Here is a 25,718-nt window from a genome sequence, read left to right as displayed (position 1 = left end):
GGAGGACTCCATGAGTAAAATTTCGTTCGGTTTATTGAAGCAGAATGATTTTAGGAATTTCTGGCTGGGACACACGGTTTCGTCATTTGGTGTACAGATAACGACCGTGGCCATTCCACTGATTGCAGCACTAACCATGCATGCATCACCGCTTGAAATGGGATTTTTGACTGCAGTTGAATTTTTACCTTTTTTGTTAATCAGCTTGTTTGTTGGTGTGTGGGTGGACCGCAAGCCTAAACGTCCAATGATGATTGCAGCTGACATTGTTCGTGCTGTTGCACTCATTGCTATTCCTGTTGGAATCTTCATAGACATATTAACGATGCCCTTGCTCTATATCATCGCAGCAATCGTCGGTATAAATACGGTTATTTTTGAGATTGCTCACGTTTCGTATCTGCCTACAGTTGTCAAGAAAGATGAGTTGGTAGAGGGGAACAGCAAACTGGAGTTTAGCAGTTCTAGTGCCACAGTTGTAGGGCAAAGTATCGGCGGGGCACTGATTCAGATATTTTCAGCTCCCTTCTCTATCCTTTTTAATATCGGCACATATCTGGTATCAGCCGTATATCTTGCTCGTATTAAAAAGCAGGAGGATGCGGTCGAGGTACCAGAGGGAACCAAACAGAACATGGGAGCGGAAATTCGTGAAGGAGCAAAATTTGTTTTTCATAATAATATTCTACGCGCTATTTTGATTGGAACAGTCATTTTTAATCTATTTACCTATGTAATAGAACCTATTTTTATTTTGTATATTTCACGGACCTTGGCACTTGCCCCCGTCTATATTGGCTTGATCTTTTCGATGTCCGGTGTAGGAGCCTTGCTAGGAGCTTTTATTGCTGGTCCCATGGTGAAAAAACTAGGTATTGGCAAAACCATGGTGACTTCGTTATTTCTGGCAGGTCTTGTCTCTCTGGTAATTCCTGTAGCCACATTATTACCTACCTTACCAGCCGTCATCCTCATTATGGTGATGTACATGATTGATGCTGCAATGGTCATTGTGTATAACATCAATCAGCGCAGCTTGAGACAGGGCATCACCCCGCAAAATTTACAGGGAAGAATGAATGCCTGTATGCGGATGTTTGGCATGGGTGTAGTTCCGATTGGCGCGGTGCTCGGAGGCTGGCTTGGAGGAATTATTGGTACTACTCCAACCTTGATTGTCGGGGCGATTGGACTGATGGGTTCATCTATTTTTATCGTCTTTTCATCGGTACGAACCATTACACAGCCTGCAGGTCCGGATGTTACTTCACATGGGGGGTGATGCTGAATTATTTGCAAGCAAACAGAAGTAGAAGAGTACAACAATTTTTCGATTTTGAAAATCAACTAAATACATGCTCTGAGGAGGAATTAGTATGCGTGGAGATTGGGATTGGAATAACTGGAAGGCACAATTTCGCAATCGGATTCAAACGGTTGAGGCGCTAAAAGAAATTATCCAATTAAGTCCTGAAGAAGAAAAAGCGATTAAAAAAAGTGAAGGACTGTACCGTTGGGCCGTCACTCCGTATTATGCTTCGTTGATGGACCCTACAGATTCCAATTGCCCAATTCGCTTACAAGCTCTGCCAACTGTTGACGAGTTGATGCCTAATATGTATTCCGATGTTGATCCCGTTGGAGATATGAAATATCGTAAAACGAACCGTATTGTTCATAAATATACGGACCGAATTGTCATGCTAGTTACAGAGCAATGCTCCGTATATTGCAGACATTGCACGCGCAAGTATCATACGACGGATGTAAACGGGACTTATTTTGAGAAGCAGGAAGCAGAATCCTTTGAAGAGGATTTCAAATACATTGAAGATCATCCGGAAATTCGTGACGTACTGTTAACCGGGGGAGATCCGCTGACCTATTCCGATGACAGGCTTGAGTATATCATTTCACACCTCAGAAGTATTCCACACGTCGAAATTATTAGAATTGGGACAAGGTATCCCGTTCTCCTTCCTCAGCGTATTACGAAAGAGTTTTGCGAAATGCTGGAGAAATATCATCCAGTTTGGCTGAACACCCACTTTAACCATCCGAAAGAAATTACGGAGGAATCAGCGAAAGCCTGCAATTTGTTGTTGAAGCATGGTGTTCCAGTACAGAATCAGTCCGTTCTGCTTAAAGGCATTAATGATGATCTGGAAACGATGAAAGCATTGCTTCATGGCCTGTTGAAGATCCGTGTGAGGCCATATTATCTCTATCATTGCGATAATGTGACGGGGGTTTCTCACTTTATGACTCCGCTGGAAAAAGGGATAGAAATATTGCGTGGACTTGTCGGACATACGACCGGATTTGCAGTCCCAACGTATGTTGTGACAACCATCAACGGTAAAATCCCGATTTCGCTTGACACCATTGTCGAATACTCAGAAAAAGGATTAACTTTGTTGAGCTATGAAGGAAAAGAGACGTTCATTCCATACCTTCGACCGCAGGAGGCAGTTAGTTCCAAAACATAATAGCTACTTGAAAACCGCTCAAATCCATTTAGGGTTTGGGCGGTAGTTATCATTGAAATTAACGGTTAGCGGAGGAAAGAAATATCAATGTGGGAGGGTTCGATATGTTACTAACACCCGAGCAAGTTGAGAGCTATAACAAGCAGGGGTATTTGTTTCTGGAGTCAGCAATTCCTAAAAATATCTTAAATAAGTTGAATGCAGAAATTCCAGCTGTATTTGCCGAAGATTCCCCAAGGAGAGTTTTTGAAAAAGATAATCGAACGATTCGCTCTATTTATGCCCCTCACTTCACGAACAAAGCCTTTGATCAACTGAAATCCTACGCCAGGCTATTAAATCCGGTGATGCAGCTCTTGAATAACGAAGTATATCTACATCAATACAAAATTAATGTAAAAGCGGGCTTGGCAGGTGAAATGTGGAACTGGCATCAGGATTACGTATATTGGGAAAAGGAGGACGGGATTGCTGCGCCTGAGTTAATTAATGTAAGCGTTTATCTGGATGAAGTGACGGAGTTTAATGGTCCGCTGGCTATCATCCCAGGCTCCCACAGATTGGAGAACATGGACACGGTGATCAGTGGTTCTGAAGCTGAGTCAGATGAAGCGTGGCAGAATCATTTGAGTGTTGATTTAAAGTATACTTTGGATAAGCTTTTACTACGCAAACTGGTGAATGCTTATGATATCGTTGCACCTAAGGGGCCAGCAGGCTCCGTACTGATTTTTAACCCATTAGTGGCTCATGCATCGGCGCCTAACATTTCTCCATTTGATCGCAAACTGTTAATTATGACGTATAACGCGGTGAATAATTTGCCTCAGATTGAATTAACACGTCCCGATTTTCTTGCTGGTCGTGATTTTAATGCACTAGAGGTTTTGGAACATGAAGAATGGAAAGAGGAGTTGCTTGAACAGCAAGGTTCCGTTTTCTAATACTATACCTACTTAATTCGGGATATAAGTTCAGAATGTGGAATGGAGCCGAGTTCATGTTCAGAAAGCAATATCAAGGAGTCCTGATGACTAAATGTCATCAGGACTTTTTTTAATTTGAGGAGGTATTCATTTGTGCACTACTGGCAAATGCACAAGAGTATGCAAGATACAATATTACAGCCAATGTATGTCACGAGGTATCGTGCAGACAGAGAGAACGCAAAATTATCGCTGCTTCAATCCCATTGGGCAGAATTGGAGAAACAATGGACATTGCAAAAGTAGCGTTATTATAAGCAGCCTTTAATAAGTGGAACTCGTGTTGTTCAAGCTGGACATCATGTTATCTTGACCCCAAACCACAATTGATTCAATTAAAGGAACTAATTTCATTCCCGAAGGGGTAAGCGAATACTCCACTCTTGGTGGGACTTCATTAAATTGCTGCCTGTGAACAATCCCATAATCTATTAATTCCTTTAAACAATTGGTGAGCATGGTACTCGTAATTCCATGAAGTCTTCTCTTCAGTTCATTATATCTGATCGTTTCATTTTCACTTAGGATTGCCAGGATTGGCAAGTTCCATTTCCCTCCGATTACATGGAAAGCGTAGGTTGCGGGGCACATTTTTTTTAAATCAAAGTCGTATTTCATCAGGTTTCCTCCATTAGTATACTTTTTAATGCTTAGTATGAAAAACAATTGTACTTGTTGAAGTTATTCTAAGTATTATAATCATACTATACAAAGGTAATTCACCAAAGACCCCTTTTGATAAAATCATAAAAAGACAATTGACCAAATGCTTGATCAAGTAGGTGTATGGTCTGGTGCATTGAAACTTCGAGATAACAAACAAAACAAGGATGTACTTGGTGATTAGGGATGAGAGTTCATCGCTGATCTTAGATCAGAGAAATTCAGAAGGGCGGTAATGAATATGAGTGATCCAAATAATATGGTATGTGATCTTGAAACGGGTGTATGTGGTGTCGCTGAGGATGAACCAATGGAAGTAATTGATTTCAATCACAAAGAGAAAACAGTAACGATGTATTATGTTACAGACCCCATCTGTTCACACTGCTGGGCTCTTGAGCCGGTATTGAATCGATTTGTTGAGGAATACGATCATTATTTTAAAACGGAAACATTAATGGGCGGATTACTTCCAAGTTGGCATGGGTTCTCGGATGGTGGAAATGGGATACAGAAACCATCTGATGTTGCAGAGCACTGGAAGGAAGTTGGGGAGCATTCTCGGATGCCAATCGATGGATCGCTTTGGTACTCTGATCCTATTCTTTCATCCTATCCTCCATCCAGAGTATTTAAAGTCATCCAGCAAAACCATGCAGGTAAAGAAATAGATTTTCTTCGGAATGCTCGGGAAGCTGTTTTTGCCTTCAATCGAAATATTGGACAAGACGATGTATTGATTGAAATTGTTAATAAAACAGGACTTCACGGAAAGGATATTGTAGAAAAGGCGAGTGAGCAATCGGCTCAAGATTTATTAGAAGAAGATTTTGATATGGTGGCAAAACTCGGTGTAAGAGGTTTTCCTACAATTATTTTGATGAACGAAGAGAACAAGGGAGTTAAGATTGTTGGTGCAAGATCTATAGAAATATATGAGGCTGCTCTAAAACAAGTCCTTAACGAAGAACCTATACCTAAAAAGAAAGCAAGCTTATCACGGTTGCTTAAACCAGGACATATCCTCTTTTCCAGAGAGATTGAGGTCATGTACGATATTCAACAAAGTAAAGTTACAGAATTTGTTCAGGAAGAACTGGCTGAAGACACATATCAACTTAACGAAATGATGAATGAAGTATATATTAAACGAAACTAAGAAAGAGGTGAAAAAAATATGTCTTATGTTTTGCAAATAGATTTCAAATTTAAAGGTCCTTTTGGAGAAGCCATGTCAATGGAATTTGAGAAGTTGGCTGAGAGCATCAATTTAGAAAAAGGATTGATTAAGAAAGTATGGACTGAAAGTGAAGCAAGAACAGAAGCTGGTGGGCATTATCACTTTGAAACCGAGGAAGATGCTGAAAACTATCTGAAAATGCATTTAGAAAGACTCCGCGGGTTCGGGATCGAGGAGTCGAACGTGAAAATATTCAAGGTCAATGAGAAATTGTCTTTAATTAATAAGGGATGGAGTTAACCAAGCAAAATAAATCGACTTGTGTCGATTTATTTTGCTTAGTTTGCACATGGGATGTACGTAATCGTACAAAGAGAAAGAAAAATCTATATACAAGATAGGACTACATACTTCCATGCTCAGAACGAATCAATAGAGTACAAACCATTCTGCAACGAAATGCTCCCAGTCTGCCCCGTTGCAACCTTCACCTCAGTGGCAAAAACCCCGGGCATACGCCCGTCTGGGAACCAGGGCATCTCTTTGTCGATTACAATAAACATGCCTTCTGCGTCACCGATGGGGGCAAATTGCTTTCCGTCTCCGGCAAAGGGTTCAAGGTGATACTGTCCATTCATTTTGCTTATGGTACCGGGTACATCTTCGACAGGCAGGCCAATCTCGCTAATGCATAGCAGCTGCCTAGAATCAAAGGTTTCTTCGACTGCATTATCCAACGAATGGTGAGCGATGAACTCCATCAAATTACCACTCGGGTCATAGAAATAGAAAGCAGTAGCATCCCAGTAGGGGAAATAGAATTCATCTTTATCATCTTTAGAAAGCAAAGAGATGTTTCGATCTTGAACCCACTTCTTGGCTTCAGCGAGTTGGTTTGTCGGAATCGTAAATGCGACATGATAGAAGGGCTTTTCCTGGCCAGAAGCTTGCTGAAATGAAAGGATCGAATTTCCTGTGCGAAGCGATAGGGACGATGTACTCTCCTCCAGTAGCTCCAACTCCAATAACGTACCGTAAAACTGCTTCATGGCCTCCATTTGATGGGTGAACAAGTTAACCTCTTTTATTTGCATGCAAGTCACGCTCCCTCTGAACTTATCCTTGATTAAAATAATCAATGGTTTTCTCTATAAATGCTTTGGCAGATTGGGTCAGGTAACGGTCGGACCGATGAATGATCTCAAAGTGACGGTATGGGGCATCGTCCGTGATTCGGATAATGCGTAGTGTGGATTCATTCATTGCCTTGATCAGTGGATAGGGCAGTATCGTACCGCCAACATTAGCTTTGACCAGACTAATAATGGAGGTTGCCGAACTTGTCTCCATAATTGTATTCAAGGTGAAACCATATTTCCGGCAATAGCCATCAACCAGTTCTCTGCCTGTGAATCCTTCTGGGAACATTACGGTCTGAATATCGCGCAGTTCCTTAATTCCAATCTCATTTCGTTCAGCCCAAGCGTGGTTTTCCGAAACGACGAGTACGTATTCTTCGCTGCACAAAGGAATGCGGACAAGACGGTCATCTGAAATGGAAGTAAGCTCAATGCCGATGTCTACTTCGTTATCCAACACTTGATTCAATACATAAATCGAAGAAACAACCTTTAATTTCACCTTGGGAAAATGGGCATGAAAATTAACGAGCAATGGAGTAAGACGGTAGTCCAAATCGGACGGTAGGACTCCAATCACCAGCTTGCCTCGCTGATCATTGCGGAATTCAGCTAATGCATCTTGGGTATTCTGTAAATGCCGAACCATTTGTACACAGTGCTCTAAAAATAGCGTTCCCGCCTGCGTCATCACAATCTTTTTGCCTACCCGGTCGAACAAGGGAACACCTAACTCATCCTCCAACGCTCGAATCTGTTGGCTCAAGGTAGGTTGAGAAATACCGATTTTATCTGCAGCACGTGTGAAATGGAGTTCCTCACAAACGACGATAAAGTTCTCCATTTGACGTATTTCCATATGCTTCCCCTCCAATCATTGGTTTTTATAATCATTTTAATAGAAACTATTGTATTGTTCAATCATTATAATACTTCTATACTAGTCTTGCACCACAAAAGATCTACAGCCTGGATCATTAGTGAATGCAGCTATATAACAATACATGAGGTGATCCTTAGTGAAACTGTTTTATATCGTTCTGGCGCTTATTCTGGCTTCATTGAATCTGCGACCACCCATTACATCCATTTCTCCCTTAATGAGTACCATACAAAGTGATCTGGGTATTAGCGGAATTGCAGCAAGTCTGTTAACTACGCTTCCCGTATTATGTATGGGTATATTCGCTCCATTTTCCGTAAAGCTAAGCAGGAGGTGGGGGAATGAGGGCGCGATCGTTTTGGCATTAATCCTCATTGGAGTAGGTACGGCATTGCGGTTGTTCGTGGGTGCAGCACCTCTGATGATGTTTACTTCATTTCTATCCGGTGTAGGTATTGCATTGGCTGGTCCGCTCTTGTCCAGCTTTATCAAACAGTACTTCCCTACGCGAGTTGCTGCCATGGTGGGGGTCTACTCTACAGCAATGGTCGTGGGGGCCAGCATTAGTGTTGGACTATCGGTTCCCCTTCAAAATCTCCTGGGGGGTTCGTGGAAGGGATCGTTAGCGATGTGGGCATTGCTCGCCATCATTGCTTTGCCGATTTGGATGAAATTAGCCTTGTCAGCACGAAAGGATCGACAAACGGGGCAGATTTCTACTGTGAACGTTGAAGCTCTTCCAGTGAAAAATAGTCGAGCATGGGTACTGACATTGTTCTTCGGCCTGATGGCAGCGATCTTCTATTCATTGACTGCATGGCTTGCGCCTGCGATCCAGAGCCAAGGATATACGAAAGAGACAGCCGGCAGCATCCAAACGTTATTTACGTTAATTTCATTGCCGTCTACGTTATTCATTCCAATGCTCGTTCACCGTTACCAAAAACGTGTATTCTGGCTTGTTGGATGTGCGTTAATGGAGTTGATCGGAGTCTTAATGCTGAACCTGTCCGTCAGTCCTTGGCTGGCCGCAATCCCACTCGGCATTGGTGCCGGGGGACTGTTTCCAATCGCTCTGATGCTGCCCATTGATGAGACGAATAATGCTCAGGAAGCCAGCGCCTGGTCAGCCATGACTCAATCGGGCGGTTACATTCTGGGCGCGCTTGGTCCACTGGCGATTGGCTGGCTCCATGATACCACGGGCAGCTTTATCCAAGCATTCTATGGTCTGGCTATAATCATCGTGCTGCAAATCATAGTTCAGTTGGCGATAGGCAATAAAAAAAGCTCTCCAGCGGTTCATGATAAATCAGAGTCCAGAGTTTGACGAAAAAAGATGGATATCGATTTGCGATGAGGTGTAAACATCAAGTGGTTATTGGTGGCGGAAGTTAAATGTGGTCGAGTAAATCCAGATAGTGTTGTTTTAAGGATTCTTTTAAGGTATCAGGCTCCATGATCTTGATAGACTTGCCAAAGCTTGCGAGATAGCGAATGATGAACTCAAGCTCATGGGCTTCATACGACCCGAGTAAATAGGCGTATCCAGATTGTCCAGTATCAGTTCCAGAGTCGTTAATAATCCGCATGGATGGAAACTGTTCTTGCTGGAACAGCTCAACGCCGGCTTCATTAATCAGACATATGAATGGGATAGCGTTCTCTGATGGTTTCCATAACGAGTGGGCATCCTGTAGATTGAGTTCATTAATATGTGATATAGGTTCGATGTCTGTCGCCTCGCATGAGGTGATTCGGTCACATCGGAACACACGGTACGCCTGTTTACCCAGATCATACGCCTCGCAATACCAGTAGCCTTTCATGGCATAGAGGGCGATGGGCTGAATGGTGCGTATGCCGGGCTTGGGTTTGTCGGGATTGGAATTGTTGTCTGGGTTACTGCTATTTCTGCGAATATGTCGATACGTAATCTGTATCACTATATTCTGAACAGCGGCCATCAATAGAAACTCCAGATGCTCACTATCCCGGATTTGCTCGGTGTGTCGGAAAGAGACCCGATGCTGGATTTGTTCAATATCCTGTCTCTGGTTTTCGGATAGGGCACTTAGAAACTTCTCGTGAATGGAACGAAAAGAGATCTGAAAGGGCAGGTTGGTAAAGCTGCGCAATGCCTGCATGGCAAAGTAGAGGGCATGAAGCTCACTTGTATTAAATGAAATGGGTGGCAGCTGCATTTGCTGAAGCAAACGATATCCCCCATAACGTCCATACTCGGCATAAATGGGAGCACCGATTTCCTCCAATGACGCGATGTCTCGTAATGCGGTTCTCTTGGATATCTGAAACTCCTGCATGAGATCTTGCAGGGTGAAGTGTTGTTTTTGATTGATAAAGCGCAGCATCTGGTTCATGCGTTCTGATTTTTTCATAAAAAAACCTCTCAATGGTGCCATGGATTGGCACCTTTTGTCGTTATAGTAAACAGTGTAATCCAATCACACGAAGGAGGCAATACAGATGAATTTTGAAGTGATCCCGTTTCTGTCGATGAATGGAGACGCTGCGGCAGCCATTGCTTTTTATGAGAAGTACCTGGGGGCCAATGTGTTGTTCAAGAAAAATTATAAAGAGATGAAGGAAATGAATCCGGGGTTTGAGTATCCTGAAGGGCAGGATGAATATATAACACATTCGGTACTCCAGATCGGGGTAAATAAATTGATGATTGCTGAGGAAGAAATGGATACGGGTCGACCGTGGCAGCAGGGAAACAGCACGTCATTATGCATTCAATCGAAAGATAAAAGTACGATGACGGAGCTGTATAATTCGCTGGTACAACATGAGCAGGTTAGGGTGTTGGTGCCTTATGAGCAAAACGAGTTTAGTCCGGGGTATGGAATCGTCCGTGATCCGTTCGGAATCGTGATTCAGCTTTGTGTGACGGTGCATGATTTTTAATTAGGTGAAAGTGAATCCGTAATGAGCCTGGAGGATGTATATCCTTTGGGCTCATTTTGAATTCTTTAGAAGTTGTGGTCTTCTTTTCCCTATACTTTTTGCAAACGGGTAGCTTCTAGCTTGGCAAGACGTTTCATCACTTTCTTCAGCATAACGGAGGCTTTGACACGGAGAGGAAGATCGTTGGATATTTCGATGCTGTACGTACCAGCGAGAATTTGCTCTTTGAGCTCGGCAACCGATGCACATGGACGATCCAGCACATTGAACACACTACCGTATTGCAGGCACTGGTGGGTATCGCTTCCGGCAGTGACGGGTTTACCGAGGGACTGGGCGAATGGTTCAACCTGACCGCGGCACGTCTCGATGCCGTATTGATACATATCCTTGGCGTTCAGATCAAAAGCGTCCAGACGTCCCAATAAATCACGATCGAGTTGATACAGCGGGGTGGACTCGCGGAAAGGGTGTGCGCCAATTTTGAGCAAAGGCCATGCTTCGGCCATATCCAACAGATTGGCAAAAGGAATGAATGAACCTTTGGCTGTATATTGCTCCAGGCCGCTGCGGACGGCAAGAATATGTTCTTTTTGACCCACCAGCAAAATATGTCCTGTCTCCTGAATATCCACTTCCATGCCGGGAAAAATGCGCAGTCCATCTGCATCGTAGTACTCCCCGTTGTATGGATAAAGACGATCCAGCGTCTCATAGACCTCGTAGAAGTTGCGGGTGTTAAAATGTTCGGTAAGCGCAAGGGCTTCGAGCCCGCTGGCTATGGCTTCGTTGACCATTTCGGTGAAGTAATCGACCGAGAAATCAGAGTTTTTGGATAATTTGCCGTGTGTATGAAGATCAATGCGCATAGAAGACACTCCTTTATTCCATGAATGATTAATGGTATGAATAGTTACAGCATTTTATTTTGAATTACAGAATCTCGTAATGCCCGCCGAGCCAGAACAGCAGTGCAACATAGATTGCCGATCCGGCGAGAAATCCGAGGTCACGTGAGGTGATTTTCAGATGGGCGAGCTTCAGGCGTTTGGACTCAGGATGCTTCATGCCGTACGAGAAACCGCGTGTCTCCAGTGCTTCCACCGTTGTGCGGGAACGTTTGGCGGTAGCCAGCATTAGCGGGAAGAAAGACACAATGAACAGCTTCATATAGTAGACAACGAGTCGCCAGTAGAGCCATCCGTGCCGGGAGGGAACCTGACCCCGCAGTCTGTAGGACAGCATGATGTTGCGGAATTCACCGAACAGCACCGGCAATATGCGATAAGCATAAGAGAGGCTGAAAGAGAACGTCGCAGGCATGCCGAGCGCAAGTAACCCATCGCCGATCCGTTCCGGGTCCATGCCCGAAAAGACGGTGATACTCGCCAGCGAGACGATGGACAGCTTCAAGGTGAGCAGCAGCAGGGGGAATGCAGATTCCAGATTGCCACCGAAGAACAGCGAGATGATAAACATCCAACCGACCTGGCCGATTAATCCTAAGCAGAGAATGATAATGATAAAAGGAGCGGCTCTGGACAATATGGTGGTAGTCACCATCAACAGAAACATGCCGAGCAGCACAGTCCCGTTATGAACAAACCAGGGAACGATGGCAAAAAAGAGATACCAGATCAGCATGGCACGGGGATCAATCCGCGACAGGCTGGCATGTCCGCTGCCATATACGGTATTCATCAGCTCAAGCTGAATGCGTTCAATGGATATTTTGTCAAACCAGTTGCGGACAAGCTGCATGATGCATATCCTCCTTGGTGAGTGATTGATTCAAGAGAGTATCAACAAAAGCCTCGGTTGTCGGTGAAAGTGTCGGTAGACCCATCCGGTGGGAGAGCTCCATGATCTGTGTAAGCGCAAGTCCGGAGCGGCGCAGAAGGGACTCATCCGCAAACACGTCGGCAGGTGTGCTGTCTGCTTCCACCTGACCATTGTGAAGCACGATAACGCGACTAGCCCACTGGGTAACCAGCTGCATATCATGCGTGGCAATGACGGTTGTTCGCACATGCTGATCCAGCTCATCCAGTACACCTATCAGTTCCTCGCGGGTGGCAAGGTCCAGATTGGCGGTGGGCTCATCCAGCAGCATAAGTGAAGGCTTCATGGCTGCACCGATGGCAAGTGTGACACGCCGCTGTTGTCCGCCACTGAGAAGCCGGGCATCCCGCTCTTGCAGCGGAGTAAGCCGAAAACGCTCCAGTACATGTGCAATTTGCTGGTCAGCTTCCGGGATGCGACGGTTCTTCAGGAAATACGCGACTTCTTTACGAACACTGTCTTCGATAAACATTTCGGAAGAGTTCTGAAAAATATAGGCGACCTTCCCCGCCAGCTGCTCCAAAGAGGAACGGTGCGTAACTTCACCCAGAACACTGACACTGCCTTCTTGAGGTAGGCTAATGCCAGCCATCATCTTCAGTAAGGAGGATTTACCCGCACCATTGTTGCCAATCAAGGCAATCCGTTCTCCTTCATGGAGTGAAATATTAACTCCACGAATGACTTCATGTTCTTTTTTGCCCAGTCCTCTGTAACGCAGCCGGGTTTGATGAAACTGTACAATAGGGATCAACGGTTCAGCAGCCGAGGCAGGCGTTGAACGCTTGGTATTTGCAATTTGGCTAGAAACGTCGCGTGCCAAGTTCGAATAGGATGAAGGTTCATTTTGCAAAGAAGCGGATGGAATGGATGGGTAATGCTCGGCAAAATAAACGTTTGCTTCTTCCACAGTAATCGGGAAGCGTTGTTCTGAACCTGAGAGGCCCGCATTTGCTCTTTCTCTCTGCGATAACTCTGCAGCCTGAATAGCTGCCCGTGTAACCTCAGGAGGTTGAATGCCCAGCCGTTCCAGATCCGCAATCCGATTCAAACCATCCTTAACAGGAAGGTTCCACAAGACCCGGCCTTTGTCCATCAATACCACATCTGCGCAGAAGTCGGCGATAAATTCAGTATGGTGTTCGATGACGATAATCGTCTTGCCATATTCCGTATTCAATCTCGAAAGACACTCATAGATGAGTCTTGCATGCTGCGGGTCAAGCTGTGAGACAGGTTCATCCACGATCAGGATATCGGGGTCGAGCGACAGAGCTCCGGCCAGAGCGAGCAGATGTTTCTGCCCACCACTCAATTCCCAGATGTATCGGTTATGAATGGTATCCAGACCACACATGGCAAGTGCACGTTCTCCGAGCTCCCGATAGTTGGGCAGTCCGTAGTTGAGTGGTGCAAAGCAAGCCTCGTCCAAGACGGTGGGACGCACGAGCTGGTTATCGAAATCCTGATAGACGTAACCGATCTTTCTGGACAGATCTGCAACACTTCGCCCTTCGGCAGGCATGCCAAGTACATGAACTTCACCGGAGAAGTCTCCTGTGTAGAATTGAGGAATAAGGCCATTGAACAACTTGCACAGGGTGGATTTGCCGCAGCCGTTGCCCCCGATAATGGCTGTAAAACTGCCTCGTGGGAGTTCGAGTGAAGCTCCGTTCAGGACGGGCTCTTCGGAGCCAGGATACGTAAAGATGACATTTTGAATGGAAATGGCAGAATCCGATGCGGAAACAGAAGCTGATGTGGACATTTCATTATGCATAAGGGCGATTCTCCGTACCGGGTACCGTTTTGTTTTTGCTTCGTTTAGCGCGCATGATCAGTAATGTCACCACAGCAACCAATGAGGCAGCTCCGATACTAATCCATATTGAAGCCGAACCATATTGATCTGCATAGTCCGTCTCCCAAACAGCGAAGTTGATATCCATTTCGGATAGGGATTCCGCACCAAAGGCCAGCCCAAGCAGCAGCACACCGATCAGGATCAGTTTCGGACGGAAGAAGCCGATTCCTTCATACTTCATCCCTGGATTACGAGGTTTGATGCCGAGCAGTGGTTCAATTTTGCCATAGAGTAGGGGTACGAGATACAGCGTAGGCAGCAGAGCGAACAGGATGCCTGAGAACAGTACGTCATTCAGAAAGCCAACCCCTTCAATCAGCACAACACTTTCCGCAAGTCCAGGGACGGCTTCCAGCTGCTCCACACCAATCCACACTTTACCGATATCCACCAGTGAACTAAGGAACTGATGAATGATGACGCCTGTCATAGCTGCGATTCCGACCTGTCTGCGATTGCGAGGATCACTGACCATACGTCCTGCGACATACATGGCAAAGGAAAAGGTAAGGAATTTCTCCAGCTCGCCCAGTCCGCCAAATTGCCCCAGCATCAGCTCACCGAAGATCACTTCGCCAAGAGCCGCACCAAGGGCAGCAATCATGGGGTGGAACAAAATGCAAAGTGTCAGCGGAATGAAGGCAAAGTACTCAACAGACAATTCAATCGGTCCAAGCTGGAGCTTGGGAATAAGCTCTGTGAACATGTTGGACAAGCCGTACAGTGACATGGAAAGCACAAACACCATCATTTTCTGTGAAGACGTCAGCGTATAACGCTCAGTCATCTTCTTCATCGTTACATACCTCCCTGAAAGTTGGTGATCATCATAGCCACAGTCTAGGGGCAGAGTATTAACGGGAAAGAAGACATTTGTAAATCGGATGTAATTTTTATTACACATTATAAAAATAATGAAAAAAATATTACATACATTACCCACTTCTCTTCCTTTCAACTGATATACTGAGTGCAGAGCGAGAAAAGGAGTGCATACGGAATGAATTTGTTTACTCATAAAGAACAGCTGTCGCCAGGTCATCTGAAAATTGCTGATTTTGTAGAACGCAATCCGGAAGAGATTCTGTTCATGACGGAACAGGAGATTGCCGACAGGCTGGGGGTCAGTATTGCGACCGTATCCCGTTTCTGGCGGGCGGTAGGATATGACAATGCCAAAGCATTCAAAATCCGGCTTCGTACATCCGAAGACACTACACCTGCCCTTAAATTAAATAAAACCATATCCCGCATGGATACGGACAGCCTTCCCGTTCAGTTACTGGAGGCCTCTGTCAGCCATTTGCAGGAGACGTTATCCCATATGAAGCAGGGGGATCTGGAGCATTCAGCAGCCATCCTTGCTGAAGCACGAAGAGTATATGTGTATGCTCCAGGGCCTTCCGCTGGTTTGGCGGAATTATTGTCCTTTCGGCTATCCCGATTCGGATTGACGGTCATCCACCTCGCCGGAGGTGGCCATGAATTATTGGAATCACTGATGCATATGCAACGGGAGGATGTTGTGCTGCTGATGTGTTTTACAAGACTCTTGCCTGAAGCAGAGGTCATTCTGGATTATGCCAGAGATACAGGCAGTAAAGCCGTACTTGTAACAGATCGGGAAGACCTCTTATATGGATTGGGGACGGAGTTATCTTTTTACGTTAGTAGAGGGGAGCTTGGCGAATTTCATTCCATGGTTACTCCACTACTGTTAATGGAACAACTGGTGCTGGCGGTGGGATTGATGCAGAAGGACCATGCGCTGTCTAAGCTGGAGCGGCTCGCTGACTTGCGCAGTCGGTACGCAGATAAATTGCCGCGAGACTGATGGATGAAACAGGTAGCGTAATATACAGAGACGACTACTGATAACATCAAAGCTATGGAAGGTTATACCATAATTAGGGGCGGTTAATACGCTCCTTTTTGTGTTAGAATTTGCTCATGAAAAATAATGTTTAGACAGTTAGTTTATTGGGTATAAAAAGTCAAGCCGTAACGAATTGTTAGAAATTGATTTGGGAGTGATCCAATTGACTGCAATTGGAGTATACAATAATAGAGTCGTCTCTATTCAGTTGAATACATAATTGCACTACAACAGGAACTGCCAGAATGAGAACGGTTTAATCATGGGAAGAAGTCAGGGAGTGGGGATCGCTTTGCCTATAGTAGATGTGGAAAAAAAAGATGTTGTTACCGATGCGCTGGTCATTAAGGCCATGGAGAAAAGTTTGGCTATCATTCGATTCGATATGGATCGACGGGTTACGTATGTAAATGAAGTTTTTGCCCAGACGATGGGCTATTCCGTAGCTGAGATGTATGGCATGCAGCATGAGCAATTTTGTTTCGACGAATTCGTGAAAAGCCCTGACTATAATGCGTTTTGGAGTAGTATTTTTAACGGTACTAGCTTCCAGGACAAGGTTGAACGCAAGGATGCAAAGGGAAATCCCGTATGGCTTGAAGCGACATATATGCCCGTCTATGATGAATTGAATCAGAATATATTGGGTGTGTCCAAAATAGCTACAAACATCACGACCCGTCAGAATAATATTTCAGCTGTAGTTAATGAACTGAAGACGATGTCACATGATCTGAACGAACATGCTGATATCGGCATTGAGCGAAGCCGTGAGCTGATGTCCAGTATCACGTATATATCTGAAGTTTCCGCCCACAACCGAGCGACACTGAATCATTTGCAAGAACAGGCACGTTCTATCCAGGGAGTTGTTAAAACGATTCGCGAAATTGCGTCGCAGACCCAGCTTCTGGCCCTGAACGCTGCGATTGAAGCGGCACATGCAGGCGAATATGGGCGCGGGTTCGATGTTGTAGCCAAGGAAGTACGCAAACTATCGGCCATGGTCGAAAATTCCATTAATGAGATTCGGGATAGTGTGAATGGGATAACCAAAGAGATTACGAACATTTCTGGCGGAACACAGAAGGTTGAAGGCTACGTGGAGCGAAGTCAGCAGCAGATCGAGGTGGCGTTGAATGATTTTACAACCATTGCGGCGTCTGCACATCTACTTGATGAGAAGGCGCAACACGTAACCAAAATCGTATAGATAAGGTAAACTCCAATAACCCCTAGGGAAGCGGGTGCCAATAGAGGCATCTGCTTTTTTGTTGTTCAAAAAAACGGGAATTATTGTGAGCAATCGGGGAAACAATACTCTGGAATACCTGCAAGTTCATAGCGCAGAGAAATGTTGGGGTGAGGGTGATGTGGTCAACGATTTGGTCGTACGTGCCGGAGTGGCCCATATGGTTACAGGCTTTTTTGTTATGTGTCATTCCGCTATCGATTCTGAAAATAACCCGTTGGATTCGTTCTTCCGTGGATCAGGGAAGCTTCGCAATTTCTACAGATCAAAACCAAGGCAATAACGACGAGCAATCTGTATCATCAGGATCTGATGAGAACCAGGGTTTAGAAACAGGGCGTTATGCCAATATCAAGCTTACCGGGAATTATGTTACCGATTTAATTAGCTCAAAGGAGACCTTTGCTCAGAATGCTGATGTACATATTCGAGAGTTTACAATACGAGGCACGAATACAAGGGCAGCGGTCATGTATATCGATGGTCTTGTGGACCAGCAATTGATTGATGAGCATCTGATTACACCTCTGATGATCAGGGGGGTACCAGAACTGCAACAGGGAAGCTTCCTTCATCCAGCCGATATACATCAGATTAAGAACTATCTAAGTAATCAACTTCTGCCTGTCAGCCAGATACAGGAGACCGAATCGTTACAGGAGCTGGCCTTGGGAGTACTTGGGGGTAAAAATGCACTCCTTGTGGATGGCATGCAAGGTGCACTGCTGATTGGCACACCCAAAGGAATAAGCCGCAACATTGAAGAGCCCTTGTCCGAAGCATTGCTTCGCGGGCCAAGAATCGGATTTACGGAGCATCTCAGTGACAATACAGGTATACTGCGACGCTTCGGAAGCAATCAGAGTTTGTTTATTCAGAAATTTGAAGTGGGTACCCGGATCAAGAAGGATCTTGCTATCGCGTATATAGAGGATATTGCCGATCCTGAGCTTGTGGCAGAGGTCCAGAGGCGCATAGAAGGATTGGATATGGATGTCATGCTGGAATCCGGTTATGTGGAGCAGCTAATTGAAGACGATGAGCTGAGTCCGTTTCAACAGATCCAAAACACGGAAAGGCCAGACCGCGTAATCAGCGGAATGTTAGAGGGACGTGTTGCCATACTGCTTGATGGTACACCGTTTGCCTTAATTGTGCCCGCAACCTTCAGCATGCTGCTGCAATCTCCTGAGGATTATTATGAGCGCTGGATACCAGGCACATTTCTGCGCATGCTTCGTTTTCTGGCAGCCATGATTGCGCTATTTGCTCCTGCCTTGTACATCTCCTTTATTTCATTTCATCCTGGTCTGATTCCCACGAAGTTGGCATTGACCATTATTGAGACGCGAAATGGTGTACCGTTTCCTTCCATTATTGAAGCACTCATTATGGAGACAGCCATTGAAATATTGCGTGAGGCTGGTATCCGTCTGCCCAAACCGATCGGTCCGGCGATGGGCATCGTCGGTGGTCTCATTATCGGGGATGCAGCCGTACAGGCCGGTATTGTCAGTCCATTTCTCGTCATCGTAGTTGCGGTAACGGCGATCTCCTCATTTTCCATCCCTACCTATAGTGCTGGAATTACACTGCGAATTTTGCGTTTTACAGGCATGTTCAGTGCAGCGGCGCTTGGATTATTCGGGGTGATTATGTTCTTCCTGCTTATTTGCAGCCATCTCGTGCGCCTGAAAAGCTTTGGGGTTCCCTATGTCAGCCCAGTGGTTCCGTATAGCTTGAGCGAATGGAAGGACTTGCTGATCCGTGCACCATTAAAAATGATGAGGCGGCGTCCGCGCATGATGAACCCTACCGATCCGGATCGCAAGAAATAGATGAATAGCAAGATTAACATAAACATTTTAAACCAGAGCAAAGAGGTGATAACGTGAATCGTCCCACGGATAAGCTGACGACAACCCAGACCGGAGTCATGATTATCAATTACATGCTGGGCGCTGGGATTTTGACACTTCCGCGTACTACGGTTGAGGCTGTAGACACACCGGATGTCTGGATCTCCATCATCATATCCGGGCTAATCGCCACGTTTATCGGCATTATGCTCGTCATCCTGTGCCGACGATTTCCTGGCAAAACGGGTTTTCAGTTTGTTCAGGAAATAACAGGTTCATGGATTGCTTTTATACTGGGAGCGGTTGCGATTATCTATTTTCTTGTCATTTCGGCATTTGAAATTCGGGTCATGGCAGAAGTAACCGGACTTTATCTGCTGGAAGGAACACCGGTCTGGGCTATTGTTATGGTCTTCATGTGGGTGGGCATCTATTTGAACTCAGGTGGTCTTGGTGCAGTAGCACGTTTATTCGAGATTATTTTGCCCATCACACTTATCATTTTTGTCATTGCCATTTTGCTGAGCAGCAAACTGTTTGAAATTAATAACCTGAGGCCCGTATTGGGAGAAGGGATTATGCCGGTATTCAAGGGACTTAAGTCAACTTTGCTTGCGTATACAGGCTATGAAGTGATGTTTGTCATCATGGCTTATATGCAGCACCCGCAAAAAGGGATCAAAGCGGTAATGTGGGGTACGCTCGTTCCGACAGGCATCTACTTAATTACGGTAGTTATGGTAATCGGAAGTCTTTCCATTGAAGGCATGAAAACTCGAACGTGGCCTACCCTGGATCTGATGAGAAGCTTTGAGCTACAGGGATTGATCTTTGAGCGTTTTGAATCGCTGCTGCTCGTGATCTGGATCATGCAAATCTTCTCGACCTTTTCGATCACACACTATGCAGCTACCGTTGGCTGTGCCCAGTTGTTCAAAAGCAAGAAAATTTTACCTGCCATGTTTATCCTGCTACCTGTAATTTATATCATCGCCTTAATTCCCAAGGATGTGAACGAAACATTTCAACTGGGGGATGCAGTGGGTAATTTATCCATTTACCTATTTGGAATTCTGCCTACAGTCCTGCTGTTGATTAGCATCCTCCGCAAAAAAGGAGGGAAGTATGCATGAGTCGCAAGGTCAGATTAGCGCTATTGCTTCCTGGATTAATACTGCTGTTGTTTACCTCTGGATGCTGGAGCAGCAAAGAGATTGAGGATCTTAGTGTGTACGTGGGACTGGGTATTGATGTTGCCAAAGAGACAGAATTTGAGAAGAGTGTGAATGAACAGGGTGGACACTATCCGAAAAGGAATAATATCACAGCTACGGTTCAGATTGTTCCTAAGGGATCATCCAAGGAAGAGAGCCAGCAAGGATCACCTGGAGCAGGGAAGTCCTATTTTAACGAACAATTAACAGGCGATTCAGTTATACAGATATTTCGTCAGTTCTCTCTGAGAAGAGACCGGCCGCTGATTGGACATCATCTGAAAGTCATCGTGGTGTCCTCCGAGGTGGCCCGGAAATTCAGACTGGATCAACTGCTTGATTTTGTGTTGCGTGATAATGATATTCGGCCAAGCTGTCTGGTTGTTGTCAGTGATCGCAGGGCACTGGATGCATTGACGTCCAACGATCCCAGTGAGATTCCTTCATTCTACCTTACCGGACTTGTGGACAATGTGTATCGTACCAATAAAATTCTGCCACCAGTGTCACTCGCCAAATTGGATGCAACCATGCAATCGGGGTCGAGCTATTTGCTGCAAAATGTCATCTCCTATGAGGGGGAACACAAGTTTTCGGGAGCGGCCATTTTTAGCGGGAAAACGAACCGATGGATCGGAAGTCTGAATCAGACGGACATGGAGGGACTATCCTGGGTACAAGGAAAAGCGAAAGGTGGAGTCGTTAAGACGTATACACACAAAGACGGCAGCACTATAACCTACGAGATTAAACACATAAAATCGAAAATTATTCCCACAGTTAAGGGCGACGATATTTCATTTCATGTTCAAATTGAATCAGACGGCTGGTTTATGGAAAATTGGACAGCTCCGGAAGCGCATGGTTCTGAGCATTATCTGGATGGTCTGGAGAAGGACTTCGGTCATATGGCTGAACAACAGGTAGATCAATTGCTTCACAAAATGCAGGATGTCTACAAGGTGGATGCAGCAGGGTTTGGCGATAAGCTGCGAATCAAATATCCACGGGTATGGAAGAAAATTAAAAATAACTGGGACGAAACGTTTAGTGAAATTCCGATCACGTATGATATTAAAGTTAAAATCACAAATCAGGGATCATCGACGGAATAAGGGGACGTTCTTTTTGTTTTTCTGATCGCTGCAATTAGTTTGAATTGTGCCTACGGAAGTGGTGACGGAAGCGGTAGGTATCTGATCCGTGGGGACCCAAAGCTAATTTTTGAGAAGTGACTTATACAACATGTACAGAGAAGAGCCCTCTCTATCCGATAAAGGATTGTAGAGGACTCTTTTTGCGTGCTCTTTCGATGGACACAAGCCTAGAATCTCTTTACTTAATTGAGGATAAGCGGATTGCCACCAGCTAATGAGCTTAAACAATTATTTGTTCTCCACTGAAATGGAACCCAAGGAAGTCTGTATGGAGAGCAAAGGGCCGCCGCCATTAATGTCTGTTTTTCCCTTTGCCGCACCCGAGACTTTGCCCAAATCTGTCGCTGTTTTCAACGTGTATGCAAGGTTGGCTGGGAGAATGGCTGTGACCGTGCCTACTTCTGTTGAAGCTTTGAGCTGGCTTCCTTCGGCAAGGTTGTTCAGATCGAGACGAATAGTGCCTGCATCGGATGTAATCGATGATTTTCCGTCCACTTCAACTTCGGCAAGTTCAATCGATCCCGTATTGTTGGATATATCATAACTGCCTTTCAGACCGGTGAGTGAAATAGTGCCTACCTCGGTGGATATCTCATACTCCGCGACTTGGGCAGGAACTTCCACAACGTAGTTAACAGTAAAATGGGAGTTCCCCAGATTTTTGTTGGCCCAGGACCATATATCCGTTCCATCCTGTCCCTTGGCTTGAAGCTGGACGGACGTCCTCTTTCCTTTGGTTATCAAGGAGACTTCCGCATTCTGGCCGAGTTCTTCCAGCGTAGATTCACCAGAACGATTGTTTAATGCCTGAAGGGTTGTGCGGACATGAAGCCCGCTGTCTTCACTGCGACGTATCTCAATATTTCCAACGGAATTTTCAATAATCAGTGTATTGGAAACCTCCTGCAGGCTTGCTTCAGCAAGCTCCTTGTCTATGGCGTTGCTGCTAATCAACTTCATCCATCCGGACTCTGCACCTTGTGAAGTGCTGCCTTCGGATGGTGATGTGATGGGGTTATTCGTGCATGCAGCCAATAGACTGACTGAACTCAGGGCAACCAGAAGCTTTTTGTATACTCTTCGCATGTTCTTGTCTCCTTCATCCTTCATATGTTCATGTATTATTCAACGACCAGGATACGTGGGGATGCATCTCGGATAACTCTCGAGGATACCCAGGAGCCAAGAGCTGCGGCAAGAATACTTAGACAAGCAAAGATTATAATGCCTCCCCAGTTCAAAATGAGAGGAATCTGTACAATCCCGTATCCCGATAGGACTTTTTCAAGCAGACGCGGCAGCACATACACACCGACAACGACTCCAAGTACTGCGCCGATGGCGGATAGAGCTGCAACGCCCATGGCAACGGACAATCGAATTCTTCTAGAAGTCATGCCTATGGACTTGTAAATACCGTAGGTTTTGCTTTCTTTACGAATACTGATTCGGCAGGTACTAAAAATGATGATAAACGTAACGAGAATAAACAACAGACCGATGAGAGCCATGGGGTAAACGAAAATGCTTGCAGCTTCAGCATATACGGAATCAAGCAGGGTTTTCTGCGTGACGATGGAAGCAGAGTCTTTGAATTGTTCGTTTAACTGCTGCGCAATGGTCTCTGCCTGCGATGGATCATTGACATTGATAAAGGCTACATTGACATCCTCATAATTGGGGTTCACACTTCGCACAGCATCAACGGTAATACGCCCAGATACAGACAGGTTGGAGATAGCCTGGTAGACGCCTGTGATCATGAACGTACGCTGTTCACCCTCGATATAAAGGTCGATCAGGTCGCCCAAATCCTTGTTCAACATGCGTGCAACACCTACACCAATCGAAATTTCATTTTCACGTTCAGGATTGGTACCTCTCAATGTTTCGAACCCAAGCTCTTTGTAATTCCCATCAAGTACACTCAGGTAGAGACTGGTGGATTGGCCGGCCATTTTCGCTGATGACTCGGGACTGACGACCCCTGTGATGTTCCCTTGCCAGCCCACATTTTTGATGCGAGGGTCCTCTTCCAGCACCTGCTTTAACTCATCCTTGGGGAAGGTAGATTTGTTCACAACGACGGCGGCGATGTTAGCATTGTCGTAGCCCCACTTGGCAGCTGTCTGATAAATTCCGGTAATGCTGGTCAGTACAACATATCCAAGGACAAGCACAGAGGCAGCCATCGTGGTTAACAGCAGCATCAGAACAGAGCTCTTGGTATTCTTGATCAGATTTCGTATGCCAATGACGGCGGCTACTGGCAGCCGGGCAAATCCAACCCGGTTGGCTAGAGGCGAATTCATTCGTCGGGCCAAGCGGGTATTTTCAGTTTCCGACATACCGTAGCGGATGGCTTGCACAGGCTCGATGCTGCGCGCCTTTTTGGCGTATAACACAACGAATAATATTACCAGCGCAAACAGCAGTATGCCGACTAACATGGCTGCTCCGATGCCTTCCATCGGTACATCTCCATTGCCAGTTCGCAGAGAAGACACAGAAATGTTGATAATGAATTTGGATACAAACACGCTCAGCGCCAGTCCTGGAATAACGGCAATGATGGACAGCAAAGCATATTGAATAACATAGGTACCGATTGTTCTCCCGGAGGTCAATCCCAGTGATTTCAGAATCCCTATTGTTTTGTAGTTGGCCAGAATGGCATCCGAAATGGTAAATCCAATGGTGATGAGAGCGATAACCATCATGACAGCACCCAGGAAAATCATAATGAATCCAATAATCTGATTGATAATCAGATAGAAGGAAGAGATACTCTCAAACTCCATCTTGGTTTCCAAGAAAGGGGTATGGGTCTCACTGGTGTAACGATCCCAATAGCTGGAGTTGGTTCGATAATCATCAAAATGGATACCCATCATATAATTATCTTTTCCTGCGAGTGCCTGGAAGTCATTCTGGTAGTCTGTACTGTTCATCCAGATCCTTGCCGCATTGGTGAATGGTGCACCGTAAGGAACATCGACTACAATCGCGGATACCCGAAGATCAAGCGCGGAGGACCCTGTTTTGAAATTAACGGTATCTCCTACGGCTATATCATAGGCATTCGCCATTGAAGTGGGAATCCATACGCTCCCTTGTTCGGGAGCCGAACTCTGCGCACCACTCGAAAAGATCAGTTCATCGACGGCCCAGGGCGGCTGAGGGGTATTCATCATGTATAGATAAAGGTTGGGAATGTCCATGCCTTTGAAGGCGATTCCGGACAAGGTACGATACGTGAGCAAAGGTGAAACCTCAACTCCGTCCTGTTCAGCCCACCATTCATGGACGGCTTTAGGGTCATTCAGTCCTTTATCAAACGTCAATATTTGATGGGACCCGTTGGTCCGGGTGTGCATTTCGTTGAACAGATTGCCCGTGTTGGCCAGAATAATAACCGCAGTAGATACCAGTAGTGTAGATAGCAAAATGAGCAAGGTGATAAACAGATTCTGTGTCTTATTTTTGCTCAGGTAGGAAAGGCTCAGTTTCAACATAGCAGCCATAAATTACTCCTTTCCCGACACAAACGCGAAGACCATCGATTCCCGATTCTGGATCTGGTGTTCGTCATATTTGTCAAACTCGAGAATACCTCCAACCTTGCCATCCCGGATAAAGATCAGACGATCCGCCCGGCAGGCTGCCTTGATATCATGCGTAACCATCACAACAGACTGTCCCTTACGGTTGATATCGGTCAGGATATCCAGCACGGCTTTCCCGTGCTCATAGTTGAGGCTTCCCGTGGGTTCATCTGCAAAGATGATGTCCGGTGAATTGATCAGCGCACGTGCAATAGCTGCTCGTTGCTGCTGGCCACCCGAGGTTTGGGAGGGGAGACGGCTATTCTGTCCGTCGATATCCATTGCCTTCATGAGGTGGGTGGCACGTTCCTTGACCTCACTTGTTTTGCTTCCGGCAATGTAACCTGGCAAGGCGATGTTGTCCTGGATGGAAAGATCGGGCACCAGATTGATACTTTGGTAGATGTAGCCGATTCTACGGGTACGGAATTCGGATATTTCCCGCTCACTATAGGCGTCAATACGCTGATCCTGAAAATAAACCTCGCCGGCTGTTACTTGGTCTAGTCCGCTTAACAGATAGAGCAGCGTTGATTTGCCTGAGCCGGAATTACCCATGATGACCGTGAAGTCCCCTTCATAAATATCAAGATCGACGTTGCGAATGGCATGGTATTGTTCACTGCCTGTATTGTACGTCTTGCACAGATTCTGTGCACGAATGATGGTTTTTTTCGCCACGTATGATCACTCCCGATTGTAATATAGGGTTCATTCTAAAGGAGGGATATTGATGAAGCCTTATCAAATTATGAATAAAGTATTATAGGCACCATAC

The 25,718-nt window shown here is 45.5% G+C and carries 24 protein-coding genes; 13 read left to right on the top strand and 11 right to left on the bottom strand.

Translation table 11 applies throughout. The features are described 5' to 3' along the window. Window positions 1-10 precede the first annotated feature (10 nt). The 4 genes from BUA17_RS27815 (at window position 11) to BUA17_RS31395 (ending at window position 3,721) form a co-directional block, all read left to right on the top strand. Window positions 11-1,282: an MFS transporter gene (locus BUA17_RS27815; protein WP_072735618.1), complete on the top strand. Its 1,272-nt coding sequence runs from the start codon at window positions 11-13 to the stop codon at window positions 1,280-1,282. 94 nt (window positions 1,283-1,376) lie between these two features. Next, on the top strand, window positions 1,377-2,489 hold the full coding sequence (blsG, locus tag BUA17_RS27810) for an arginine 2,3-aminomutase (RefSeq protein ID WP_072735617.1): 1,113 nt from the start codon (window positions 1,377-1,379) through the stop codon (window positions 2,487-2,489). A gap of 104 nt (window positions 2,490-2,593) precedes the next feature. Next, the gene (locus BUA17_RS27805; RefSeq protein WP_072735616.1) at window positions 2,594-3,433 is read left to right on the top strand and encodes a phytanoyl-CoA dioxygenase family protein; all 840 of its coding nucleotides are present in this window, start codon (window positions 2,594-2,596) and stop codon (window positions 3,431-3,433) included. A gap of 135 nt (window positions 3,434-3,568) precedes the next feature. Beyond that, a complete protein-coding gene (locus BUA17_RS31395) occupies window positions 3,569-3,721 on the top strand; it encodes a hypothetical protein (RefSeq protein WP_170867959.1) in 153 nt (50 codons plus the stop codon). 18 nt (window positions 3,722-3,739) lie between these two features. Here BUA17_RS31395 and BUA17_RS27800 read toward each other — a convergent pair whose 3' ends face one another. After that, a complete protein-coding gene (locus BUA17_RS27800; RefSeq protein ID WP_072735615.1) occupies window positions 3,740-4,093 on the bottom strand; it encodes a winged helix-turn-helix transcriptional regulator in 354 nt (117 codons plus the stop codon). Between the two features lie 286 nt (window positions 4,094-4,379). Here BUA17_RS27800 and BUA17_RS27795 point away from each other — a divergent pair, with 286 nt between their 5' ends. After that, the gene (locus BUA17_RS27795; RefSeq protein WP_072735641.1) at window positions 4,380-5,297 is read left to right on the top strand and encodes a DsbA family oxidoreductase; all 918 of its coding nucleotides are present in this window, start codon (window positions 4,380-4,382) and stop codon (window positions 5,295-5,297) included. An 18-nt stretch (window positions 5,298-5,315) separates the two neighbouring features. Then, window positions 5,316-5,618, top strand: coding sequence for a monooxygenase (locus BUA17_RS27790; protein ID WP_072735614.1), 303 nt, complete (start codon window positions 5,316-5,318; stop codon window positions 5,616-5,618). A gap of 119 nt (window positions 5,619-5,737) precedes the next feature. Here the strand turns inward: BUA17_RS27790 and BUA17_RS27785 are convergent, their stop codons facing one another. Together BUA17_RS27785 and BUA17_RS27780 are read right to left on the bottom strand one after the other, a co-directional pair. Next, window positions 5,738-6,412 (bottom strand): VOC family protein, encoded by a 675-nt coding sequence (locus BUA17_RS27785; RefSeq protein ID WP_072735613.1) that lies wholly within the window; start codon window positions 6,410-6,412, stop codon window positions 5,738-5,740. 22 nt (window positions 6,413-6,434) lie between these two features. Further along, on the bottom strand, window positions 6,435-7,316 hold the full coding sequence (locus BUA17_RS27780; protein WP_083584888.1) for a LysR family transcriptional regulator: 882 nt from the start codon (window positions 7,314-7,316) through the stop codon (window positions 6,435-6,437). A gap of 160 nt (window positions 7,317-7,476) precedes the next feature. Here BUA17_RS27780 and BUA17_RS27775 point away from each other — a divergent pair, with 160 nt between their 5' ends. Further along, window positions 7,477-8,670, top strand: coding sequence for an MFS transporter (locus BUA17_RS27775; RefSeq protein WP_072735611.1), 1,194 nt, complete (start codon window positions 7,477-7,479; stop codon window positions 8,668-8,670). A 64-nt stretch (window positions 8,671-8,734) separates the two neighbouring features. Here BUA17_RS27775 and BUA17_RS27770 read toward each other — a convergent pair whose 3' ends face one another. Continuing rightward, the gene (locus BUA17_RS27770; protein WP_072735610.1) at window positions 8,735-9,739 is read right to left on the bottom strand and encodes a helix-turn-helix transcriptional regulator; all 1,005 of its coding nucleotides are present in this window, start codon (window positions 9,737-9,739) and stop codon (window positions 8,735-8,737) included. 88 nt (window positions 9,740-9,827) lie between these two features. Between BUA17_RS27770 and BUA17_RS27765 the strand changes: the two genes are divergently transcribed. Further along, entirely contained in the window at window positions 9,828-10,271 is a 444-nt protein-coding gene (locus BUA17_RS27765) for a VOC family protein (protein ID WP_063567055.1), read from the top strand. An 89-nt stretch (window positions 10,272-10,360) separates the two neighbouring features. On the opposite strand, the gene BUA17_RS27760 is transcribed toward BUA17_RS27765, so the two are convergent. The 4 genes from BUA17_RS27760 to BUA17_RS27745 form a co-directional block, all read right to left on the bottom strand. Beyond that, a complete protein-coding gene (locus BUA17_RS27760) occupies window positions 10,361-11,140 on the bottom strand; it encodes a PHP domain-containing protein (RefSeq protein WP_072735609.1) in 780 nt (259 codons plus the stop codon). Window positions 11,141-11,204: 64 nt separating this feature from the next. Further along, a complete protein-coding gene (locus BUA17_RS27755; RefSeq protein ID WP_072735608.1) occupies window positions 11,205-12,032 on the bottom strand; it encodes an energy-coupling factor transporter transmembrane component T family protein in 828 nt (275 codons plus the stop codon). Further along, complete coding sequence (locus BUA17_RS27750; RefSeq protein ID WP_083584887.1) at window positions 12,007-13,893, bottom strand: ABC transporter ATP-binding protein; 1,887 nt, start codon at window positions 13,891-13,893, stop codon at window positions 12,007-12,009. Before BUA17_RS27750 ends, BUA17_RS27755 begins: the two co-directional genes overlap by 26 nt. Then, window positions 13,886-14,773 (bottom strand): DUF8171 family membrane protein, encoded by an 888-nt coding sequence (locus BUA17_RS27745; protein WP_072735607.1) that lies wholly within the window; start codon window positions 14,771-14,773, stop codon window positions 13,886-13,888. Before BUA17_RS27745 ends, BUA17_RS27750 begins: the two co-directional genes overlap by 8 nt. Window positions 14,774-14,977: 204 nt before the next feature. Here BUA17_RS27745 and BUA17_RS27740 point away from each other — a divergent pair, with 204 nt between their 5' ends. The 5 genes from BUA17_RS27740 (at window position 14,978) to BUA17_RS27720 (ending at window position 21,293) form a co-directional block, all read left to right on the top strand. Continuing rightward, window positions 14,978-15,811 (top strand): MurR/RpiR family transcriptional regulator, encoded by an 834-nt coding sequence (locus BUA17_RS27740; protein ID WP_064640668.1) that lies wholly within the window; start codon window positions 14,978-14,980, stop codon window positions 15,809-15,811. Between the two features lie 304 nt (window positions 15,812-16,115). Further along, window positions 16,116-17,066 carry a methyl-accepting chemotaxis protein gene (locus BUA17_RS27735; protein ID WP_063567060.1) on the top strand — a complete coding sequence of 317 codons (951 nt, stop codon included), beginning with the start codon at window positions 16,116-16,118 and terminating at the stop codon, window positions 17,064-17,066. Between the two features lie 158 nt (window positions 17,067-17,224). Next, window positions 17,225-18,943, top strand: a complete 1,719-nt coding sequence (locus BUA17_RS27730; protein WP_072735606.1) for a spore germination protein — start codon at window positions 17,225-17,227, stop codon at window positions 18,941-18,943. Between the two features lie 53 nt (window positions 18,944-18,996). After that, window positions 18,997-20,097 carry a GerAB/ArcD/ProY family transporter gene (locus BUA17_RS27725; protein WP_072735605.1) on the top strand — a complete coding sequence of 367 codons (1,101 nt, stop codon included), beginning with the start codon at window positions 18,997-18,999 and terminating at the stop codon, window positions 20,095-20,097. Next, window positions 20,094-21,293 (top strand): Ger(x)C family spore germination protein, encoded by a 1,200-nt coding sequence (locus BUA17_RS27720; protein ID WP_072735604.1) that lies wholly within the window; start codon window positions 20,094-20,096, stop codon window positions 21,291-21,293. Before BUA17_RS27725 ends, BUA17_RS27720 begins: the two co-directional genes overlap by 4 nt. 270 nt (window positions 21,294-21,563) lie before the next feature. On the opposite strand, the gene BUA17_RS27715 is transcribed toward BUA17_RS27720, so the two are convergent. The 3 genes from BUA17_RS27715 to BUA17_RS27705 are packed head-to-tail and all read right to left on the bottom strand — an operon-like array spanning window position 21,564 to window position 25,621. Next, the gene (locus BUA17_RS27715) at window positions 21,564-22,421 is read right to left on the bottom strand and encodes a DUF4097 family beta strand repeat-containing protein (protein WP_072735603.1); all 858 of its coding nucleotides are present in this window, start codon (window positions 22,419-22,421) and stop codon (window positions 21,564-21,566) included. Between the two features lie 35 nt (window positions 22,422-22,456). Further along, window positions 22,457-24,859 (bottom strand): ABC transporter permease, encoded by a 2,403-nt coding sequence (locus BUA17_RS27710; RefSeq protein ID WP_072735602.1) that lies wholly within the window; start codon window positions 24,857-24,859, stop codon window positions 22,457-22,459. A 3-nt stretch (window positions 24,860-24,862) separates the two neighbouring features. Beyond that, window positions 24,863-25,621, bottom strand: a complete 759-nt coding sequence (locus tag BUA17_RS27705; protein WP_072735601.1) for an ABC transporter ATP-binding protein — start codon at window positions 25,619-25,621, stop codon at window positions 24,863-24,865. Between the last annotated feature and the right edge of the window lie 97 nt (window positions 25,622-25,718).

It is taken from the genome of Paenibacillus sp. ov031, from assembly GCF_900143165.1.
Taxonomy (GTDB): Bacteria; Bacillota; Bacilli; order Paenibacillales; family Paenibacillaceae; genus Paenibacillus; species Paenibacillus marchantiae.
Note: the sequence above shows the minus strand (reverse complement) of the source record. Positions and strands in the feature narration are given on the sequence as shown.

What these genes read in the sequence shown, in the direction of transcription:
- BUA17_RS27815 (WP_072735618.1), top strand. Translation starts at nt 11, where the DNA reads ATGAGTAAAATTTCGTTCGGTTTATTGAAGCAGAATGATTTTAGGAAT.
- blsG (WP_072735617.1), top strand. Translation starts at nt 1,377, where the DNA reads ATGCGTGGAGATTGGGATTGGAATAACTGGAAGGCACAATTTCGCAAT.
- BUA17_RS27805 (WP_072735616.1), top strand. Translation starts at nt 2,594, where the DNA reads ATGTTACTAACACCCGAGCAAGTTGAGAGCTATAACAAGCAGGGGTAT.
- BUA17_RS27800 (WP_072735615.1), bottom strand. Translation starts at nt 4,093, where the DNA reads ATGAAATACGACTTTGATTTAAAAAAAATGTGCCCCGCAACCTACGCT.
- BUA17_RS27795 (WP_072735641.1), top strand. Translation starts at nt 4,380, where the DNA reads ATGAGTGATCCAAATAATATGGTATGTGATCTTGAAACGGGTGTATGT.
- BUA17_RS27790 (WP_072735614.1), top strand. Translation starts at nt 5,316, where the DNA reads ATGTCTTATGTTTTGCAAATAGATTTCAAATTTAAAGGTCCTTTTGGA.
- BUA17_RS27785 (WP_072735613.1), bottom strand. Translation starts at nt 6,412, where the DNA reads ATGCAAATAAAAGAGGTTAACTTGTTCACCCATCAAATGGAGGCCATG.
- BUA17_RS27780 (WP_083584888.1), bottom strand. Translation starts at nt 7,316, where the DNA reads ATGGAAATACGTCAAATGGAGAACTTTATCGTCGTTTGTGAGGAACTC.
- BUA17_RS27770 (WP_072735610.1), bottom strand. Translation starts at nt 9,739, where the DNA reads ATGAAAAAATCAGAACGCATGAACCAGATGCTGCGCTTTATCAATCAA.
- BUA17_RS27765 (WP_063567055.1), top strand. Translation starts at nt 9,828, where the DNA reads ATGAATTTTGAAGTGATCCCGTTTCTGTCGATGAATGGAGACGCTGCG.
- BUA17_RS27760 (WP_072735609.1), bottom strand. Translation starts at nt 11,140, where the DNA reads ATGCGCATTGATCTTCATACACACGGCAAATTATCCAAAAACTCTGAT.
- BUA17_RS27755 (WP_072735608.1), bottom strand. Translation starts at nt 12,032, where the DNA reads ATGCAGCTTGTCCGCAACTGGTTTGACAAAATATCCATTGAACGCATT.
- BUA17_RS27750 (WP_083584887.1), bottom strand. Translation starts at nt 13,893, where the DNA reads ATGCATAATGAAATGTCCACATCAGCTTCTGTTTCCGCATCGGATTCT.
- BUA17_RS27745 (WP_072735607.1), bottom strand. Translation starts at nt 14,773, where the DNA reads ATGAAGAAGATGACTGAGCGTTATACGCTGACGTCTTCACAGAAAATG.
- BUA17_RS27740 (WP_064640668.1), top strand. Translation starts at nt 14,978, where the DNA reads ATGAATTTGTTTACTCATAAAGAACAGCTGTCGCCAGGTCATCTGAAA.
- BUA17_RS27735 (WP_063567060.1), top strand. Translation starts at nt 16,116, where the DNA reads ATGGGAAGAAGTCAGGGAGTGGGGATCGCTTTGCCTATAGTAGATGTG.
- BUA17_RS27730 (WP_072735606.1), top strand. Translation starts at nt 17,225, where the DNA reads ATGTGGTCAACGATTTGGTCGTACGTGCCGGAGTGGCCCATATGGTTA.
- BUA17_RS27720 (WP_072735604.1), top strand. Translation starts at nt 20,094, where the DNA reads ATGAGTCGCAAGGTCAGATTAGCGCTATTGCTTCCTGGATTAATACTG.
- BUA17_RS27715 (WP_072735603.1), bottom strand. Translation starts at nt 22,421, where the DNA reads ATGCGAAGAGTATACAAAAAGCTTCTGGTTGCCCTGAGTTCAGTCAGT.
- BUA17_RS27710 (WP_072735602.1), bottom strand. Translation starts at nt 24,859, where the DNA reads ATGGCTGCTATGTTGAAACTGAGCCTTTCCTACCTGAGCAAAAATAAG.